Genomic DNA, 19,020 nt, shown 5'->3' on the forward strand with positions numbered 1-19,020 from the left:
GCGGGCCGCTCACGTCTGGGCCGGGGTCTCCAGGGCGTACCCGACGCCGTGGACCGTACGGATCCGCTCCGCGCCGATCTTGCGGCGCAGGGCCTTGATGTGGCTGTCGACGGTACGGGTCCCGGACGCGTCGGCCCAGTCCCACACCTCGGCCAGCAGCTGCTCGCGGGAGAGCACCGCCCGCGGGGTGCCGGCCAGGCACACCAGCAGGTCGAACTCGGTCGGGGTCAGGTGTACGTCCTCGGTGTGCACCCGGACCCGGCGCTGCGCGTGGTCGATCTCCAGATCGCCCAGGCGCAGGGTGGCCCCGCGCGGGGTGTGCGCGGCCATGGTGGCCCGCTCCACGCGCCGCAGCAGGACGTGGACCCGGGCGGCCAGCTCGCGCATCGAGAACGGCTTGGTCATGTAGTCGTCCGCGCCGACCCCGAGCCCGACCAGCAGGTCGGTCTCGTCGTCGCGCGCGGTGAGCATGAGGACCGGCACCGGCCGCTGGGCCTGGACCCGGCGGCAGACCTCCAGGCCGTCGAAGCCGGGCAGCATGATGTCGAGGACCAGCAGCTCGGGCAGCCAGCTCTCGGCCGCGGTGACGGCCGAGGGGCCGTCGCCGGCGGTCTGCACCTGGAAGCCCTCGGCGCGCAGGCGGGCCGCGATGGCCTCGGCGATGGTGTGGTCGTCCTCGACGACCAGCACACGCCGCTGGGCGCCGGGTGTCGCCGCGGCGCCCTGATGGGTGGTGTGTGTCTGTTCCATGTCCGCCCCTGAAGATCCCGCGTGAATGGGGTGCAGCGTAGAGGAGGCGTCGGCCTGCGGCTACGTGGGGTTCGGACATGGCATATGTGCTTGACCACAGTAAACGGAATCTGATGTACCGGGTGCCGGTCCCCCCACGGGACCGACACCCGGCGGGCGAGACCGGTCAGGTGCCTCGCCGTTGCTGCCCTCCGAGGGGCGTTCGAGGGGTGCCCACGGGCACCTACAGGGTCAGCCCGTGACCGTGCGGGAAGACCGGGTCGAGCGTGTCGTTCGGCACATCCGGACGGGAGGCCTCGACGGCCTTCATCGAGCGCGGGAGCTCGTAGGGGAGCCGGCCCTCGGGGGTGGCGCGGCCGAAGGCCACGTCCAGCAGGGCGGCGTCGCCGGCGCCGTAGTCGGCGATCAGGGCCGCCGCGCGCCCGGCGATCTCCGGGATGACGGCGGCCCGCTCCAGGTTGATGCAGACCAGGGTCGGGACCCGGTCCAGGAGGGCCAGGATCTCCGCCAGCTCGGCCTCGGGGAAGGCCAGCGAACCCGAGTGGAAGTACGACTCGAAGATGTTCTCGCGCGGCTCGTACGGGGTCCGCAGCCGCAGGACGGCCAGGTCCGCGTCGGCCGGGTCGGCGACGACCTCGCCGTACCCGGCGGCCACGGACGCGTCCACGTTCCGCACGTACAGCTTCGGGCCCGCGGCGAGCGGGAGCAGGCCGTCCCGGTTGGTCAGGACGGTGAGGGAGCGGCGCTGGGCCGCGGCCCCCAGGGCCGTGAAATCGGCCCGGCCGACGATCTCGGCCGCCGCGTCCGGGTCCACGTACGGGTCCTCGAACAGGCCGAGCGCGAACTTCTCCCGCAGCAGGCGGCGCACCGAGTCGTCGATCCGGGACTCGGCGACGCGGCCCGAGCGGACCAGCTCCACCACGACCTCGGGGCACTGCTCGCCGCCGAACTGGTCGCAGCCGGCCTCCAGGGCGCGGGCCGTCCGCTCGGCCACGCCCAGGTGCTCCAGGCCCCAGGCGCGCGCCGGGTGCACCTGCCCGAAGATCGTCGCGTCGTTCAGCAGCCCCCAGTCGCTGCAGACGATGCCCTCGAAGCCCAGCTCCTCCCGGAGCAGGCCGGTGACCACGCCCTTGTTGAAGCCGAAGCCGACCTCCTCCCAGTCCGTGCCCATCGGCTGCCCGTAGTACGGCATCATCTGCGCGCACCCGGCGGCGACGGCCGCCCTGAACGGCTCCAGGTGGTGCTCGCGCATGCCGCCCGGATAGACCTGCTCCTTGCCGTGCGCGAAGTGCGGGTCCTCGCCGTCCTTCTGCGGGCCGCCGCCGGGGAAGTGCTTGACCATCGCCGACACCGACCCGGGCCCGAGGGCCGCGCCCTGCAGCCCGCGTACGTACGCCGCCACGAGCTCGCCGGTCAGCCGCGCGTCGGAGCCGAAGGTGCCCGACTGGCGGGCCCAGCGGGGCTCGCTGGCCAGGTCGATCTGCGGGTGCAGGGCGACGCGGAAGCCGACGGCGAGGTACTCGCGGCGGACGGTGTCGGCGAACCGGTGGACGAGCTCGGCGTCCCCGATGGCGGCCAGACCCAGGGCCTCCGGCCAGGCGGAGAAGGCGCCGGCGTTGAAGGAGGCGCCGACGTTGTCGGTGAAGGTGTGGCGCGGGTCGGTGGAGAGGGTGACCGGGATGCCGAGCCGGGTGGCCGCGGCCATCTCCTGGACGGCGTTCTGCCACCGGGCCATCTCGCGGGGCCCGTAGGTGCCGAGCAGGTTGAAGTGCGTGAGGAAGCGGTCCTCGATCAGCTCGGGCGTGGTGAAGGGGAGCATCGAGCCGTCGGTCTCGGTGACCGGGGTGCCGTCCGCGTTCATCATCAGCATCGAGTGGAAGAGCTGACCGGCCTTCTCCTCCAGGGTCATCCGGGAGAGCAGGTCCTCCACGCGGCGCCCGACGGGCAGCGCAGCGTCTTTGTATGCGGGCGTCGCGTTCATGGCGGGGCTCCTGGTGCACGGGACCGGGCGGATCGGCACGGCCACGGTAGAACTGAAAACCATGCACCTGCTAGGTTTTTGAAAAGTGAGCCGGGTCACACACGTCGAGCGGCTCGAAAAGGACCGCGGCCGAGGAGACGACCTGTCGCCCGGACACCGAGGGCCCGCCCTCACCGCCAGGACACCGCCTAGGGTGTCGGCATGGCACAGGACACGGGGCGGACGGAGCGCAGAGCCACGAAGGGCGCGGCCCGCGGGACCTACGCGGTCGGCGACGCCCGGCGGCAGAAGATCCTCGACACCGCCGTCGAGCACTTCGCGCAGTGGGGCTTCAACGCGTCCTCGCTCACCCGCATCGCCGCCGACTGCGGGATCACCCAGGGCGGACTGCTGCACCACTTCCGCGGCAAGGAGGACCTGCTGCTGTCGGTCCTCGCCCAGAGCGAACGGCACGACGTGGAGCGGCTCTTCAGCGAGCCCGCCGCGTCGGTCGCCGCCCACTTCGCCACCGTCGTCGACCTCGCCGCCGACAACGAACGGCGGCCCGGCATCGTCCGGATGTTCAACACCCTGGTCGGCGAGTCCGGCAACCCGGAGCACCCGGCACACGCCTACTTCACCCGGCGCTACACCCGGGTCCTCGCCTACACCGTCGACCTGCTGGAGGCGGGCGTCGCACGCGGCGAACTGCGCCCCGACACCGACTGCGAGGCCGTCGGCCGGGAGATCGTCGCCGTCATGGACGGCCTGCAGATCCAGTGGGTGCTGACGCCCGACACCGTGGACATGCCGGCCCGGCTGCGCGGCTTCCTGGACCGGCTGCTGCGGGACATCTCGGCGACCTAAGGCCTGTCTTTCGGATCAGGCCTAGGGGTTTGCGTCGCCGCCCGTGAACGGGGGCAGCGCGTCCAGCACCTTCGTCAGGGACTCCGGCAGGGACCCCTGGTCACTCGCCACCTCGTGGCCGTCGTGCACGAAGGTGTAGTAAAAGCCGTCGTAGATGGTGGGTCCGCCCGTCGCGATCCGGGGCAGCCGGGCGAAGTCGGCCTCCCGCAGGGCCGTGCGCAGGCCCGCGAGCTCCGCCGCGGACTGCTTCCCGGTGCCCGTCGGCCGTGCCTTCGCGTCCAGCCGGGTCCAGGAGCCGTCACCCTTGACGACGAGCGTGTGGGTCTGCCCGGCGAAGCCGCCGGTCCGGGTGACCCGGACCAGGGTCTCGCCGGGGGCGGGGACCCGACCGTCCGTGGGGCTCGTACTCGGGTCGGCCGTCGCGCCCGTACCGGGGCTCGTGCCGGGGCTCGTACGCGTGCCGGAACTCGGGTCCGCGGACGCGCTCGCGCTCGTGCCCGGCTCCGTGGAAGCCTTCGGGGGCGCGTCGTCGCCGCCTCCGGGGCCCGCGGGCCCGCAGCCCACCAGGACCACCGTGCTCAACACCGCCACCGCGGCCGCTCGTAACGCGTGCACACCCACCTCCGCCGGGACTCGGGTCCAACCCCGAGTATGGAGTCCGCACCCCCGTTCCGACACCCGTCACGACCGCACGCGGAGGCCGACATCAGCCGGATCGCCCCCTGGCGCCTGCTCCCGCCGCTGCTGGCCGTGGTCCTCGGCCTGTGGGGCCTGGAACGCGGCGGCAGCATGTGGCGCGACGAGTCCGTCACCTGGCAGGTGGCCCACCGGCCGCTCGACCGGATCGTGGAGCTGCTGGGCCAGGTCGACGCCGTCCACGGCCTGCACTACCTGCTCATGCACGGGCTGTTCCAGATGTGGGAGGGCGGCCTGTGGGCGCTGCGCCTGCCCTCCGTCGCCGCCACCGCCCTCGCCGCCGCCGGGGTGGCCGCCGTCGCCCACCGGCTCGCGGGGGAGCGGGAGGCACTGCTCGCGGGCTGCGTGTACGCCGTACTGCCGCCCGTGCAGATGTACGCCCAGGAAGGGCGCTCGTACGCCCTGGTCGCGGCCGCCGTGGTCTGGGCGACCTACCTGATGCTGCGCGAGCGGTGGCCGGCCTACACGGTGGTGCTGCTGATCGGCTGCTGGCTGCACGAGTTCGCCGCACTGGCCCTGCTCGCCCACGCCTTCACCGCGTGGCGCTCGCCCGGCTGGCGGCGCGGCGCCGCGGTCGTGGCGGTGCTCCTGCTGCCGCTGGCCGTCGTGAGCGCCCGGCAGGCCGAGCAGCAGCTGGGCTGGCTCGGGCGGCCTAGCTGGCAGGACTGGGTGGCGTACGGGGTGGTGGGCGGCGCCGCCCTGCTGCTCGCGCGGGGTGCTCCGGGCGACCTCGTACGGGTGGCCCTCCCGCTCGTCCTGTTGCCGCCCGGGGTGCTGATGGTGATCTCGCTGGTCAACCCCTGGTACGTCGACCGGTACGTGATCTACGCGCTGGCCGGGCTCGCCCTGCTGGCCGGGGTCCGGCTCGCACGGGCCCGCGGGTGGTGGCCGTGGCTCCTGGCCGGCGCGCTCCTGGTGCCCTTCGGCAGCTGGTCGGTGTGGCTGCGCACACCGGAGAGCCGCAAGGACGACGTGCTCGCGGTGGCCGCCGCGGTCCGGGAGCGGGCGCGGCCCGGCGACGCGGTGGTGTTCATGCCCTCGCGCAGGCGCGAATGGCTGCTGTCCTCGCCCGAGCTGTACGGGGAGCTGCACGACGTGGCCCTGGACCGCACCCCGGTGGCCTCGCGCAGCCTCCAGGGCACCGAACTGCCCCCGGACCGGATCGGTGCGGCGCTGTCGGACTCGCCCCGGGTGATCGCCCTGATGGACCCGGAAGGGCAACCGCTGGACCCGTACCCGCGGGAGGCGGCCAAGCGGGCGGAGCTGGCCGCGAGCTTCGACCTGTGCTCGGTGACCGCGGTGCGCGGGGCCCGGGTGGCGGTCTACGCCCGGCCGGGCGGCTGCGGCTGACCCGGCGGGGCCGCCCCCCGGGCAGGAGCCGGTCCGGGCCGCGTCGGAGGATGGGGCGACCCGTGTCGTACAGCCGGAGGAGCCGCATGACCCCGCCCCAGGACGCCGCGCCCGAAGCCATGCCCGAAGCCCTGTCCGAAGTCGGGTCCGAGGTCGGGTCCGAGGTCCTGCCGGGACCACTCGTCGGGGTCGACTGGCTCGCCCACCGGCTGGGCGTGCCCGGCCTGGTCCTCTTCGACGCCTCCGTCGGCGCCCACCGGGGCGCGGCCCACCGGATCCCGGGCGCCCGCCCCTTCGACCTCGACGGAGCCCTGTCCGACCACACCGCGCCCGCCCCGCACACCATGCCCGGGGCCCCGGAGTTCACCGAGGCGATGCGCGCCCTCGGCGTCGCGGACTCGGACACCGTCGTCGTCTACGACGGCGCCGGCGTCTACTCCAGCGCCCGCGCCTGGTGGATGCTGCGCGCCATGGGCTTCGACCGGGCCGCCGTCCTCGACGGGGGACTGCCCGCCTGGACCGCCGCGGGACTGCCGACCTCCCCCACCGGCCCGGCGTACGAGGGCCCGCGCGGCTCCTTCACCGCCCGACCCCGGGCCGGGCTGCTGGTCGACAGCGCCACCGTCGCGCGGGCCCTGACCGATCCGACGGCGACCGTCCTCGACGCCCGCACCCGCGCACGCTTCGCCGGCACCGCCCCCGAACCCCGACCCGGCCTGCGCGGCGGCCACATGCCGGGCGCGGTCAACCTGCCGTTCGGCGAACTCCAGGACCCGCACGGGCGGATGCGGTCCGCCGGGGAACTGCGCGCGGCCTTCCGGGCACTGACGGGGGAACGGGAACGGCTCTACCTCAGCTGCGGCTCCGGGGTGACCGCCTGCGTCCTGGCCCTCGGCGCCGACCTCGCCGGGTACGAGGAGATCGCGGTGTACGACGGCTCCTGGAGCGAGTGGGGCATGCCCTCGGACCTCCCCGTCACCACGGACCTGTAGCGGAGGGGAGGATCGGGCGGGGGTTAGCCCCACCGTGGGTCCGGGTACGTGCACCATCGGCCCGGGGCACGCTCCCCGGCCAGACTCGGGCCATGACCACTCACACCACCTCCGCCCGTAAGGTCCGCACCGCGATCACCGCCCTCGGCGCCGGCCTCCTGCTGGCCGGCTGCTCCTTCTCGGGCTCCTTCGCGGACGGCGCCTACCGGACGGCGACCGCCGATGCCACGGTCGCGGAGGCGGTCACGGCGGTGAAGCTGACGGGGGTCCGGTCCGGCTCGATCGCCGTCACCCCCGGCACCGGCCCCGGCGTCACGATCAAGCGCACGGTCCACTACCGCGGGGACACCGTCCCGAAGGCCGGCCAGAAGGTCACCGGCGGCGTACTGACCTTCAGCAAGGACTGCTCCGGGGACTGCTACGTCGACTACCGGCTGGAGGTCCCGGCCGCGGCCACGGTCGACCTGGAGAGCTCCAGCGGCGAGATCACGGTGACGGGTGTGGCGGGGGCCGAGGTGGAGTCCGACTCCGGCGGGGTCACGGCGGAACGGATCGGCGGCCCGCTGAAGGTCCGTACCTCCTCGGGCGGGATCACCGCCACCGGGCTGTCCGGCCCGAGTGCCGAGGTCCGCTCGACCTCGGGCGACGCACACGTGGACTTCACGAAGGCCCCGTCCTCGGTGCTCGCCGAGACCACCTCGGGCGACGTGACGCTGAAGGCCCCCCGCGCCCCGTTCGCGATCAAGGTCTCCACCGACTCCGGCGACCGCGACATCACCCTCCCCGACGACCCCTCCGCCACCTCCCCCCTCTCCGTGAAGACCAGCTCCGGCGACATCCACATCTCCGCGGTCTGACGCGTTCGCCCCGGGCGAACGGGCCGTGGGGAACATCAGGAGGCGCACATGCATTGAGTCGGCATAGCTCAACTTCACTGCCGGAGGGAAGATCATGGCTTCGACGTCCGTCACACTCACCCTGCCCGTGCTGCCGCTCGACGACGAGGTCGTGCTGCCCGGAATGGTCGTACCGCTCGACCTGACCGACGCCGAGGTGCGCGCCGCCGTGGAGGCGGCGCAGGCCGCCGCCGGGAAGAGCGGCAACGGCAAGCCCCGGGTCCTGCTCGTGCCGCGCATCGACGGCACGTACGCCGGGACCGGTGTGCTCGGCACCGTCGAGCAGGTCGGCCGACTCTCCGGAGGGGACCCCGGAGCGCTCATCCGCGGCCTCGGCCGGGTCCGCATCGGGGCCGGGACCACCGGCCCCGGGGCCGCGCTCTGGGTCGAGGGCGAGACCGTCGACGAGGCGGTGCCCGATCCGCTGCCCGGAGCGGTCACCGAGCTGGTCAAGGAGTACAAGGCACTCGCCACCAGCTGGCTCAAGAAGCGCGGCGCCTGGCAGGTCGTGGACCGCGTCCAGCAGATCGAAGGCGTGTCCGCGCTCGCCGACAACTCCGGCTACTCGCCGTTCCTGACGGTCGAGCAGAAGGTCGAACTGCTGGAGACCGCCGACCCGGTCGCCCGCCTCAAGCTCGCCGTCAAGGCGCTCGGCGACCACCTCGCCGAGCAGGACGTCGCCGAGTCCATCGCCAAGGACGTCCAGGACGGCGTCGACAAGCAGCAGCGCGAGTTCCTGCTCCGGCGTCAGCTGGAGGCCGTACGCAAGGAACTGCGCGAGCTGAACGGCGAGAAGGACGGCGAGGAGTCCGACGACTACCGCGCCCGCGTCGAGGCCGCCGACCTCCCCGAGAAGGTACGGGAGGCCGCCCTCAAGGAGGTCGACAAGCTGGAGCGGTCCAGCGACCAGAGCCCCGAGGGCTCCTGGATCCGCACCTGGCTGGACACCGTGCTGGAACTGCCCTGGAACGAGCGCACCGAGGACGCGTACGACATCCGGGGCGCCCGGGCCGTCCTCGACGCCGAGCACGCGGGCCTCAGCGACGTGAAGGACCGCATCACCGAATACCTCGCCGTCCGCAAGCGGCGCGGCGAGCGCGGCATGGGCGTCATCGGCGGCCGGCGCGGCGGCGCCGTACTGGCCCTCGTCGGCCCTCCCGGCGTCGGAAAGACCTCGCTCGGCGAGAGCGTGGCGCACGCCATGGGCCGCAAGTTCGTCCGCGTCGCCCTCGGCGGCGTCCGCGACGAGGCCGAGATCCGCGGCCACCGCCGGACCTACGTCGGCGCCCTGCCCGGCCGCATCGTCCGGGCGATCAAGGAGGCCGGGTCGATGAACCCGGTGGTCCTCCTCGACGAGATCGACAAGGTGGGCTCCGACTTCCGCGGCGACCCGGCGGCCGCCCTGCTGGAAGTCCTCGACCCGGCACAGAACCACACCTTCCGCGACCACTACCTGGAGGTGGAACTCGACCTCAGCGACGTCGTCTTCCTGGCCACCGCCAACGTCCTGGAAGCCATCCCCGAGGCCCTGGCCGACCGCATGGAGCTCGTCCGGCTCGACGGGTACACCGAGGACGAGAAGGTCGTCATCGCCCGCGACCACCTGCTCCCGCGCCAGCTGGAGCGCGCCGGGCTCGGCTCCGACGAGGTGGTCCTGGCGGAGGACGCCCTGCGCAAGCTGGCCGGTGAGTACACCCGCGAGGCGGGCGTCCGCACCCTGGAGCGCTCCCTCGCCCGCCTCCTGCGCAAGGTCGCCTCGCAGCACGAACTGGGGGAGCGGGAACTGCCCCTGACCATCGGCGCCGACGACCTGCGGGCCCTGATCGGCCGACCGCACCACGTACCGGAGTCCGCCCAGGACCCGGCCGAGCGGCGCACCGCCGTCCCCGGCGTCGCCACCGGCCTCGCCGTGACCGGCGCGGGCGGCGACGTGCTGTTCGTGGAGGCCTCGCTGGCCGACCCGGAGACGGGCGCGGCCGGCCTCACCCTCACCGGCCAGCTCGGAGACGTCATGAAGGAGTCGGCGCAGATCGCCCTGAGCTTCCTGCGCTCCCACGGCGCGGAACTGGAGCTCCCGGTCGCCGACCTGAAGGACCGGGGCGTGCACATCCACTTCCCGGCGGGCGCCGTGCCCAAGGACGGCCCGAGCGCGGGCATCACCATGACCACGGCACTCGCCTCGCTGCTCTCCGGCCGGCAGGTGCGCACGGACGTGGCCATGACCGGCGAGGTCTCGCTGACCGGACGCGTCCTGCCCATCGGCGGGGTGAAGCAGAAGCTGCTCGCCGCGCACCGCGCCGGACTGACCACCGTCATCATCCCCAAGCGCAACGAGGCCGACCTGGACGACGTCCCGGCGGAGGTGCTGGAGACGCTGGAGGTGCACCCGGTGACGGATGTCCGCCAGGTCCTGGAACTCGCCCTGGCCCGGGCGCAGGCCCCGGCCGTCGCCGCCGCCTGACGCACGCACACGGCCCGGTGCCCCGCTCCGGCGGGGTACCGGGCCGTCGGCACACCCGCTGCGAAATACTGGCCCCGCACCCACCGGGGTGCCGGACACCATCGAAGGAGCGGGACGTGCACGGGAGTGAAGACCAGGAGTTCCTTGCCCTGGAGCGGGAGCTGTCCGTCTTCCTCCGACGGGCCCGCGCGTCCTCGGGCGAGATGGCCCGCGAGCTCCACCCCGAACTGGAGCCGGCCGCGTACGGGCTCCTCGTACGCCTGGAAGCGGCCGGGCGGCAGCGGGCCACCGAACTCGCCGCCTACTTCGGGGTCGGCAAGGCCACCATGAGCCGGCAGCTGCGGGCCCTGGAAGTCCTCGGCCTGGTGGCCCGCGAGCCGGACCCCGCCGACGGCCGGGCCTCCCTGGTCGGCCTCACGGAGGAGGGCCGGGAGCGGTTCCTGCGGGTCCGAGGGGCGCGGCGCGAGCAGTACATGCGCAAGCTCGCCGACTGGGACCGCGGCGAGGTCGCGGAACTGGCCCGGCTGCTGAACCAGTTGAACGCGGGCGGGGAGTAGCGCGCCGCGGGGCCGGGCGGCCGGACCGCTCAGAGCTCCGCGTACACCGCCGACGCGTCGTCGTGCCGCTTGTACCGGGCCGACGGGCGGGCCGGATCGGACTCGACGGCGCGCACCCGGCCGATCAGGCCCTGCGCACCCTCCTTCCGCAGCACCGCCATGCAGTCGGCCCAGTCACCCTGCCCGAAGGTGTCCGTCCACCGGCTCGCCCCGTCCGTGAGCGCGGCCACCGCCCGCACCCGCCCGCGCGGGGTGCGCCCGGTCACCGCCCGGGCCGCCACCGCCGGATCGGCGGCCGCCGTGAAGAAGCCGCCCTCCGCGTTGCGCAGGGCGTCCGTCGCGGCCACCGAGCCCAGCACCTCCCGCGGGATCCGGTCCAACCGGTCGTCGAGCACGGCCGTCACCTCGCCGCCGGGCGCCTGCAGGAGCAGTACGGAGTCCGAGAGGACGAGGTGTTCCACGTACTCCCCGTCCCAGCGGACCACGACGACCGTCGCCTGCGGGGTCCGCACGTGAGAAAGGTCACAGGTGTCGCGGTGGGCGTCGGCCGTGGCGCGGACGGACTCGGCCAGAACCTGATCGAGCGGCATGTCCCGCCGCGATCCGGACAGTTCGGTCAATCGGCCGCCGAGGCGAGCCGCGAACCAGGGCACTCCGTGCACGCACCCGTCGTCGCCGCCCGGCGGGGTGACTCCGTCGAGAACCACCAGGACGCCGCCGCCCGAAGCGGGGATCGCGGCCGACACCCAGTCCTCATTGGGGCGTTCCTGGTGGCCGGGGGCCGAGGCGAGGTCGATGCGCATCCCCGCATTCTGCCGCGCGGGACGCGGCGGGCGCGGATAGGTCCGTACCAAATCGGGCACGCGCCGGTGGCCCCGCGCACCGACCGCCCGAGGCGATCGCCGAACGCCGGCACGGCGGAGCGGTGGTGTGGGCGGGCATCCTGCCAAAGGCCGTATCGATCTTTCAACCACCTGTCCACGGCGGCGCTCCGGCACAGGGTGTCCGAGTTGGTCGGCAACTCATCCGTGATGTTCACTCGTTCGAGTGGCCGGTTGGGCGATGTGCGGCTCTCTCCCCAGCACGCTGCAAAGGTCTGAGGCGGTACGAGGGAGCAGGGGGCGTTTACTTGTTGACCGGCCGTTACCTCGGCCACACGAGTAGACGAGCAAGAGCACACGTACAGGATTGCGAGCACCGGTGCAGAAGAAGCGGTCTCGGAAGAACGGCACCGCCGCCGACGGCCCGGCCCCCGCAGGACGCCGCGTCCGCGTGCGCCGCAGGCTGGTCGTCGGCGTAGCCGTCGCCGGCCTCACCGTCCTCGCGGCGGGCGCGCCCGCCGTCGTCTCCGCGTCGAGGGAACTGAACGACTCCCAGCGCCTGGTCACCCTCGCGGACCGGACCCGACAGACCCTCACCCTCACGCACCTCCTCGGTGACGAGCGTGACGCGGTCGTCGAGTACGCCGCCAAGGGCCGACCCGGCACGGCCAAGGGGCCCGTCCAGGAGCGCATCGCCGGGACCGACCGGCAGCTCGCCGAGGTCCAGGCCGAGGCCGACGAGGCCACCGCCCAAGCCCTCGCACGGGTACGGGCCGTCCGCGCCGAGGCCGTCGACGGCAAGGGCAGCGCCCTCGCCGCCCACCAGGCCTACACCGGCGTCATCGCCGAACTCCTCGCCCCCGGCGTACGGCTCGCCGAGCTGACCCCGCCCCGCGCCGAGGCCGCCCTGACCACCACCCGCCCGCTGGCCCCGCTGGGGCAGGCCGTGGAACAGGCCTCGGCCACCCGCGGCCTGCTGCTCGCCGCGCTGGCCGTGCCGCGCGGCGACCAGTCCCCCAACTCGGCCGTGGTCGACGAACTCACCACCGCCGCCCAGCGGACCCGCGTACGGGAGCAGTCCGCCCTCGACGACTTCGCGCGGGCCGCGCGACCCGACGTACGCCAGACCCTGGCCGCCACCGTCACCGGCCCCGAGGTCAAGACCGCCGACGACTTCCTCAAGCGGCTCACCGACCGGCCCACCCTGACGCCCGCCGACCGCAAGACCGACGGGGCCACCGTCGGCACCGCGCTCACCGCCCGCATCGACCGCATGCGCACCGTCGAAGCCACCCTCGCGAGCGAACGGGCCTCCGCCCTGGCCGCGCTGCGCGACGACGACGTGACCCGGCTCGAGATCGTGGTCGCGCTGCTGGGCCTGCTGTTCCTGCTCGCCGTCGGCGTCTCCACCGCCGTGGCCCGGTCGCTGACGCGGCCGCTGTCGGTCCTGCGCCGCGGCGCGGAGCGCCTGGCCACGCCGGAGGGCTCGGTGGAACCGGTGCGGTTCACGGGCCGCAACGACGAATTCGCGGAGGTCGTGCGCCACCTGAACGCGGTGCGCGACCAGACGGTCTCCCTGCACACCCGGATCGCCGGGCTCGACGCCGACCGGCGCCGGATCATCGGCCGCACCGAGGCCCTCGCCGCCGGCCGGGACGCGCTGGAAGAAGAGCTGACGCAGCTGCGGGCGGGGCTGGAGGAGCATCGGCGCATCATGTCGACGACCTCCGTCTCGCTGTCGCTGCGGACCCTGGGCCTGGTGGAGCGCCAGCTCGCGGTCATCGAGGAGCTGGAGTCCAAGGAGCAGGACCCCGACCGGCTGGCCACCCTCTTCAAGCTGGACCACCTGGCGACCGTGATGCGCCGCCACAACGAGAACCTGCTGGTCCTCGCCGGCCAGGAACACGGCCACGGACAGGGCCTGCCGGTGCCGCTGGTCGACGTGATGCGGGCCGCCGTCAGCGAGATCGAGCGGTACGAGCGCGTCGACCTCGCCGCCCTGCCCTCGTACACCCAGATCGCGGGACACGCCGCCGACGACATCTCGCACGTCCTGGCCGAACTGCTGGAGAACGCGACCACGTTCTCCCCGCCGGACGTCAAGGTGAAGGTGTCCGGCTGGCTGCAGGGCGCCGGCGACGTGGTGCTGTCCGTCGTGGACGAGGGCATCGGCGTCACCGAGGACCGCCTCGAAGCACTGAACACCCGCCTGTCCACGCCCGACGCCTACGACGAGGAGACCGAGGCGGAACACGGCCTCGGCCTCGGCCTGTACGTGGCCGGGCGCCTCGCGGCCCGGCACGGGGTCACCGCCGAGCTGCGCACCCCGAAGCACGGCGGCACCGAGGCCCTGGTGGTCGTCCCGGCGGCGCTGCTGCCCACGACCCCCGTGGTCTCCCCGGTGCACACCCTGGCCATGCCGGGCGGGCCCGCGCTGCGGCTGCCCGGAGTGATAGCGGAGGCCAACGAGAACACGCTGCCGACGCGACGGCGCGGGACGCACGCCGCTCCGGACCCGGACGAGGACGCGGCCGTGGAAGCGGCCGTGGAGGCCGAGGCCGAGGCCGCGGTCCCGACCGAGGCCGACGCCCCGGTCGCTGCCGAGGCCCTCGCCGAGGAGCCGGCCGTCCCGACCGGCGTCGAGCCGGAGCCGGAGCCGGTCGTCGAGTCGGAGCCGGTCGTCGAGCCGGAGCCCGCCGTCGAGCCGGAGTCGGAGCCCGCCGTCGCGGCGGTCCCGATCACCCTGGCCGAAGCCCTGGCCGGCCCCGCCGTCGTCGCCGAAGCCCCGGCGGAGCCGCAGCCGGCGCCCGCCGAGGCGCAGCCGCTCCTGGACACGCCCGCCACGGCCGGACTGCCGCCCGCCGAGCAGGTGTTCGTCGCCGCGCCCCGCGCCGCCGAACCCACCCCCGAGGAACAGCTGCTCGCGCGGGTCGTCCCCGACGCGGAGCCGGCCGCCCCCGGCGTGGCGGACCCCGCCGAGGAGATCCCGACCGCGGCGCACACCACCGCACCCGTGGCCGACGTACAGGAATCCGAACCGCAGACGGAGCCGCACACCCACGCCCCGGCCGAGGGCAACTGGCTCCCCCGCCAGGGCAGCCACCCGGCCGACCAGGCCGAAGGCGAAGGCGCCGTCACCGACAAGGGCCTGCCCAAGCGGACCCCGCGCACCGTCCCCGCCAAGAGCGCGGCCCGTGCCGAGGGACCGCCCGAGCCGCCCCGCCGCGTCGACGCCGAGGAGTTGCGGCGCCGACTCGGAGGCTTCTACCAGGGAGCCCAGGACGGCAGGCGCGTCGCCGCCGCCGAACTCGCCCAGGAGCAGGGGCCCGACCAAGCCCCTGACCAGGCGCTCGACCACACCCTCGACCAAGGGCGGACGCAGCGGCCGGGCCAGAGCAAGACCGACCGGGGGGACACCGCACAGGAGGCACGCACATGACCGCGCCCAGTACGTACGGACTGAGCACCCAGGCCCGCAACCTGCAGTGGCTGCTGACCGACCTGGTCGAGGAGGTGCCCGGCGTCAACTCCGTCGCCGTCGTCTCCTCGGACGGGCTGCTGCTCCTTTCCTCCGACCCTGGAGCGGGCACGGTCGAACCGGCCGACCGGCCGAGGCCCCGGGGCCCGCGCGGCGCGTCCGCCGACCTGGCCACCATCGTCTCCGGCCTCGGCAGCCTCACCACCGGCGCGGCCGCCCTCATGGACAGCGGCTCGGTCAAGCAGACCATGGTGGCGATGGAGCACGGCTCCGTCTTCGTCATGGCCATCAGCGACGGCTCACTGCTGGGCGTGCACGCCACCCCCGACTGCGACATGAGCGTCGTCGCCTACCACATGGCCCTGTTCGTCGGCCGTGCCGGCCACGTCCTGACCCCCGAAGTCCGCAGTGAGCTGCGCCAGTCGATGGAGAACACCCCGTGAGGAGTACGGCCTCCGATCGGCTGCCGATACGCGGAGCCGACCGCCGCCCCGCCCGCGTCCGCCCGTACTCCCTCACGGGCGGCCGCACCCGCTTCACGCAGGTCCTGCACGTCGAGACGTTCGTCGCCGCCCTGGACACCAAGGTCTCGGAGCCGCAGAAGCCCGACCGCATGCCCGAGATGCCCGCCATCGTCGAGGTCTGCCGCCGGATGCGGACGATCGCCGAGATAGCCGCCCTGCTGAAGCTCCCGCTCGGCGTGGTCCGTGTCCTGGTCAGCGACCTCGCCGACCAGGGCCGGATCCGCGTCTACGGAACGGGCCACGGCAGCGGCCGTCCCGAACGCGCGCTGCTGGAAAGGGTGCTCAGTGGTCTTCGCCGTCTCTGACAACCCGGTGTCCCTGCCGCAGTCGGACGACGAGCCGGCCCAGCCCTGGCAGTACGACCGCTCCCGCGCACCCGTCGCCGTCAAGGTGCTGGTCGCGGGCGGCTTCGGCGTCGGCAAGACGACCTTCGTCTCCTCCGTCTCCGAGATCACCCCGCTGCGCACCGAAGCGGTGATGACCCAGGCGAGCGCCCCGACCGACGACCTGTCCGGCACCCCCGACAAGCACACCACCACCGTCGCCATGGACTTCGGCCGCGTCACCCTCGACGACGACCTCGTCCTCTACGTGTACGGGACCCCCGGCCAGGAGCGGTTCTGGTTCATGTGGGACGACCTGGTGCGCGGCGCCATCGGCGGTCTGGTCCTGGCCGACACCCGCCGACTGCGCGACTGCTTCCCGGCCCTCGACTACTTCGAGACCTGCGGACTCCCGTACGCCGTCGCCGTCAACCACTTCGACGGCTCGCAGTCGTACGAGCCCGACGACGTGCGCGAGGCCCTCAGCGTCCCGCCCCACGTCCCCGTCGTGATCATGGACGCGAGGCGCCGCGACACAGTGATCGAATCATTGCTCGCCCTGGTGGGCCACGCCCTCGACACCACTCCCGAACAGAGAACGTGAGAGATGCGCAAGATACTTGTCGTAGGAGCCGGTCAGTCCGGTCTCCAGCTCGCCCTCGGACTCCAGTCGAAGGGGTACGAGGTCACCCTCATGTCCAACCGGACGGCGGACGAGATCCGCACCGGGCGGGTGATGTCCACCCAGTGCATGTTCGACACGGCCCTGCAGCACGAGCGTGATCTCCAGATCAACTTCTGGGAGCAGCAGGCCCCGAAGATCGAAGGCCTCGGCGTCTCCGTCGCCACCCCCGACGCCGGCCGCGCCATCGACTGGCTCGGCAAGCTCAAGGGGTACGCGCAGTCCGTCGACCAGCGCGTGAAGATGGCCGGCTGGCTCGACACCTTCGTGCAGCGGGGCGGCCAGCTGGTCATCCACGGCGCCTCGGTCGCCGACCTCGACTTCTTCTCCCGCACGTACGACCTGGTGCTGGTCGCCGCCGGCAAGGGCGAACTGGTCTCGATGTTCGGGCGGGACGCGGCGCGTTCCCCGTACGACGCCCCGCAGCGCGCCCTCGCCGTCGCCTACGTGCACGGCCTCGGCCCGCGCCCGGAGCACCCGGAGACCGAAGCGGTCCGCTGCAACCTGGTCCCGGGCGTCGGCGAGCTGTTCGTCATGCCCACCCTGACCACCTCGGGCCGGGCCGACATCCTCTTCTGGGAGGGAATCCCGGGCGGTCCGCTGGACGTCTTCAAGGGAGTCAAGGACCCGGCGGAGCACCTCGCGCTCACGCTGGAGCTGATGGAGAAGTTCGTGCCGTGGGAGTACTCCCGCGCCACGAAGGTGGAGCTGACGGACGCGGGCGCCGCGCTCGCCGGCCGTTACGCGCCGATCGTCCGCAACCCGATCGGACGCCTCCCGGGCGGCGGACTGGTCCTCGGCGTCGCGGACGTGGTCGTCGCCAACGACCCGATCACCGGACAGGGCTCGAACTCCGCGGCCAAGTGCGCGGCCTCGTACCTCTCCTCGATCCTCATGCACGGCGACAAGCCGTTCGACGAGTCGTGGATGAAGGCCACCTTCGACAAGTACTGGTTCACCACCGGCAAGCCGGTGACCCAGTGGACGAACGCGATGCTGGGCGTCCCGCCGGAGCACGTACTGAACCTGATCGGCGCGGCCGGGCAGCTCCAGCCGGTGGCGAATCGATTCGCCAACGGCTTCGACAACCCGGCCGACTTCGACACGTACTTCTACGACCCCGAGGACACCGCCGACTACCTGGCGGAGGTCGCCTCCTCCGTCGGAGCCTCCTCGGCGGAGTAACCCGTGTCGTCCCCCGCCTCCGCCGCCGGTGCCTCCGGCAGCGCGGGCGGGGTGAACTCCGCGAGCGGGGCCCCGTCCGGGTCCGGCCGGACCGCCCCCAGCAGCGGATTCGCGGCGATCGGCGAGACCTTCACCACGGCCCCCGGCCGGGGCGCCTGGATCACCTTGCCGTCGCCGACGTACAGGCCCACGTGGGTGGCCTTCGGGAAATAGACCACCAGATCCCCGGGCCGCAGCTGATCCAGCGGCACCTTCGGCAGCTGGGCCCACTGCTCCTGGCTCGTCCGCGGAATGGCGCGCCCCGCGTGCGCCCAGGCCTGCGAGGTCAGCCCGGAGCAGTCGAAGGACCCCGGCCCCTCAGCGCCCCACACGTACGGCTTGCCGATCTGGGCCGCCGCATAGGTGAGGGCGGCGCCACCGGCCGCCGTGGGCGTGCCCGTACGGGTCGGCAGACGGCCCGAATCCACCAGGCTCCGCTGCGCGACCGCGGTGTTCTCGACCTCCTGCGCGCCGAGCCGGGTGAGCTGGTCCGGGGTCAGGGCGGCGAGCACCCGCTCGACCTCCTTGAGCTGCGCCGCGACCTCGTCCTTGTGGAGCTTCTGCTGCGCGGCGAGGGTCTGCCGGGCGTCCAGGGCCTCGCGGGCCCGTACGGCGAGCGCGTCGGCCTTCTTCTCGCCCCGCGCGAGCCGGGCCAGCACCCCCGCCCGCCGGGCGCCCTCGCGGGCGGCGAGCCGCCGCTGGTCCAGGGCGGCCTGCGGATTCCCGGCGAGCAGCATCCGGGCGTACGGGGACAGCCCCTGGCCGCCCTGGTACTGCTCCCGGGCGAGCCGCCCGGCGACGGCCCGCTCGGAGTCGAGCTCCGTACGGGCCTTGCCGAGCTCGGCGGCGCGCAGCCGCTCCTCGGCCTGGCCGGCCCGCAGGGCCACGTCGGTGGCGTTGTAGGCCTCGGTGGCCTCCTCGGCCTTCTGGTACAGCCCCTGCAGGCGGGTGAGCAGCACCCCGACCGACTCCCCTTCGGGCAGCCCGGGCTCGGCCCCGGCCCCGGGGACCGGCCCGGCGACGACGAGGACTGCGGCGATGCAGACGGCACGAAGCGGCCGCGGCGACAGCCGATATGACATGGGATCACCTCCGAGGCGGCCGATGCTGCCACGCCCGGTATGACAAATCCCCCAACGGAGTCGGCCGGTCGCGCCCCCTCACCCGGTTGGAGGCGGGGCGGGGGTGGGGGTGGGGGCCTGGGGGAGCGGGGGGTCACTCGGGCGGTATCGGGCCGGCGCGGCAGAGTGGGGGAGCCGGGAGCCACTCGGGCCGGGTCGGGCCGGTGGGGCGGGGGGTGACGACGGCGGGGTCCACTCGATCCGCATCAGAGCTGTGTATGGGGGTTTCCCGTCAGTCCCATCGTCCCTCCGGGTCGGGCCGGTCCCTCAAGGGCGCTCCTTCGTCGCGTCGCTTCGCGATGTCGCTGCGCTCCACCC

General features: G+C 73.7%; 16 protein-coding genes. 11 read left to right on the forward strand and 5 right to left on the reverse strand.

Going from position 1 to position 19,020, the window contains the following annotated elements:
* Positions 1-9: 9 nt before the first annotated feature.
* Both OG624_RS27145 and OG624_RS27150 read right to left on the reverse strand, forming a co-directional pair.
* Positions 10-750: a response regulator transcription factor gene (locus OG624_RS27145; protein WP_030730938.1), complete on the reverse strand. Its 741-nt coding sequence runs from the start codon at positions 748-750 to the stop codon at positions 10-12.
* Between the two features lie 223 nt (positions 751-973).
* Positions 974-2,731 (reverse strand): glycoside hydrolase family 3 protein, encoded by a 1,758-nt coding sequence (locus tag OG624_RS27150; RefSeq protein WP_371639925.1) that lies wholly within the window; start codon positions 2,729-2,731, stop codon positions 974-976.
* Between the two features lie 201 nt (positions 2,732-2,932).
* Here OG624_RS27150 and OG624_RS27155 point away from each other — a divergent pair, with 201 nt between their 5' ends.
* Positions 2,933-3,577, forward strand: coding sequence for a TetR family transcriptional regulator (locus tag OG624_RS27155; RefSeq protein WP_161294218.1), 645 nt, complete (start codon positions 2,933-2,935; stop codon positions 3,575-3,577).
* A gap of 21 nt (positions 3,578-3,598) precedes the next feature.
* Here the strand turns inward: OG624_RS27155 and OG624_RS27160 are convergent, their stop codons facing one another.
* Entirely contained in the window at positions 3,599-4,192 is a 594-nt protein-coding gene (locus OG624_RS27160) for a hypothetical protein (RefSeq protein ID WP_371639927.1), read from the reverse strand.
* A 36-nt stretch (positions 4,193-4,228) separates the two neighbouring features.
* On the opposite strand from OG624_RS27160, the gene OG624_RS27165 reads away from it, so the two are divergent.
* From OG624_RS27165 to OG624_RS27185, 5 genes are all read left to right on the forward strand, one after another.
* Positions 4,229-5,623 (forward strand): hypothetical protein, encoded by a 1,395-nt coding sequence (locus tag OG624_RS27165; RefSeq protein WP_371639928.1) that lies wholly within the window; start codon positions 4,229-4,231, stop codon positions 5,621-5,623.
* Between the two features lie 119 nt (positions 5,624-5,742).
* Positions 5,743-6,615 (forward strand): sulfurtransferase, encoded by an 873-nt coding sequence (locus OG624_RS27170; protein ID WP_371640878.1) that lies wholly within the window; start codon positions 5,743-5,745, stop codon positions 6,613-6,615.
* A 92-nt stretch (positions 6,616-6,707) separates the two neighbouring features.
* Positions 6,708-7,472: a DUF4097 family beta strand repeat-containing protein gene (locus OG624_RS27175; protein WP_371639929.1), complete on the forward strand. Its 765-nt coding sequence runs from the start codon at positions 6,708-6,710 to the stop codon at positions 7,470-7,472.
* A 94-nt stretch (positions 7,473-7,566) separates the two neighbouring features.
* Positions 7,567-9,972, forward strand: coding sequence for an endopeptidase La (gene lon, locus OG624_RS27180; protein WP_266353270.1), 2,406 nt, complete (start codon positions 7,567-7,569; stop codon positions 9,970-9,972).
* A gap of 116 nt (positions 9,973-10,088) precedes the next feature.
* The gene (locus tag OG624_RS27185) at positions 10,089-10,529 is read left to right on the forward strand and encodes a MarR family winged helix-turn-helix transcriptional regulator (protein ID WP_033218751.1); all 441 of its coding nucleotides are present in this window, start codon (positions 10,089-10,091) and stop codon (positions 10,527-10,529) included.
* 29 nt (positions 10,530-10,558) lie between these two features.
* On the opposite strand, the gene OG624_RS27190 is transcribed toward OG624_RS27185, so the two are convergent.
* Positions 10,559-11,332: a protein phosphatase 2C domain-containing protein gene (locus OG624_RS27190; protein WP_266353271.1), complete on the reverse strand. Its 774-nt coding sequence runs from the start codon at positions 11,330-11,332 to the stop codon at positions 10,559-10,561.
* A 397-nt stretch (positions 11,333-11,729) separates the two neighbouring features.
* Between OG624_RS27190 and OG624_RS27195 the strand changes: the two genes are divergently transcribed.
* Genes OG624_RS27195 through OG624_RS27215 form a run of 5 tightly spaced genes read left to right on the forward strand, consistent with a single transcriptional unit; the run spans position 11,730 to position 17,542 of the window.
* Positions 11,730-14,789, forward strand: coding sequence for a sensor histidine kinase (locus OG624_RS27195; protein WP_371639930.1), 3,060 nt, complete (start codon positions 11,730-11,732; stop codon positions 14,787-14,789).
* Positions 14,786-15,271, forward strand: a complete 486-nt coding sequence (locus OG624_RS27200; protein ID WP_033218754.1) for a roadblock/LC7 domain-containing protein — start codon at positions 14,786-14,788, stop codon at positions 15,269-15,271. Before OG624_RS27195 ends, OG624_RS27200 begins: the two co-directional genes overlap by 4 nt.
* The gene (locus OG624_RS27205) at positions 15,268-15,657 is read left to right on the forward strand and encodes a DUF742 domain-containing protein (RefSeq protein ID WP_030730968.1); all 390 of its coding nucleotides are present in this window, start codon (positions 15,268-15,270) and stop codon (positions 15,655-15,657) included. Before OG624_RS27200 ends, OG624_RS27205 begins: the two co-directional genes overlap by 4 nt.
* A complete protein-coding gene (locus OG624_RS27210) occupies positions 15,638-16,279 on the forward strand; it encodes a GTP-binding protein (RefSeq protein ID WP_033218756.1) in 642 nt (213 codons plus the stop codon). The genes OG624_RS27205 and OG624_RS27210 overlap by 20 nt, the downstream gene beginning before the upstream one ends.
* Positions 16,280-16,282: 3 nt before the next feature.
* Complete coding sequence (locus OG624_RS27215; RefSeq protein ID WP_371639931.1) at positions 16,283-17,542, forward strand: styrene monooxygenase/indole monooxygenase family protein; 1,260 nt, start codon at positions 16,283-16,285, stop codon at positions 17,540-17,542.
* On the opposite strand, the gene OG624_RS27220 is transcribed toward OG624_RS27215, so the two are convergent.
* Positions 17,494-18,663: a C40 family peptidase gene (locus OG624_RS27220; protein ID WP_323183546.1), complete on the reverse strand. Its 1,170-nt coding sequence runs from the start codon at positions 18,661-18,663 to the stop codon at positions 17,494-17,496. The genes OG624_RS27215 and OG624_RS27220 overlap by 49 nt on opposite strands.
* Positions 18,664-19,020 lie beyond the last annotated feature (357 nt).

It is taken from the genome of Streptomyces virginiae (genome assembly GCF_041432505.1).
GTDB classification, from domain to species: Bacteria; Actinomycetota; Actinomycetes; order Streptomycetales; family Streptomycetaceae; genus Streptomyces; species Streptomyces virginiae_A.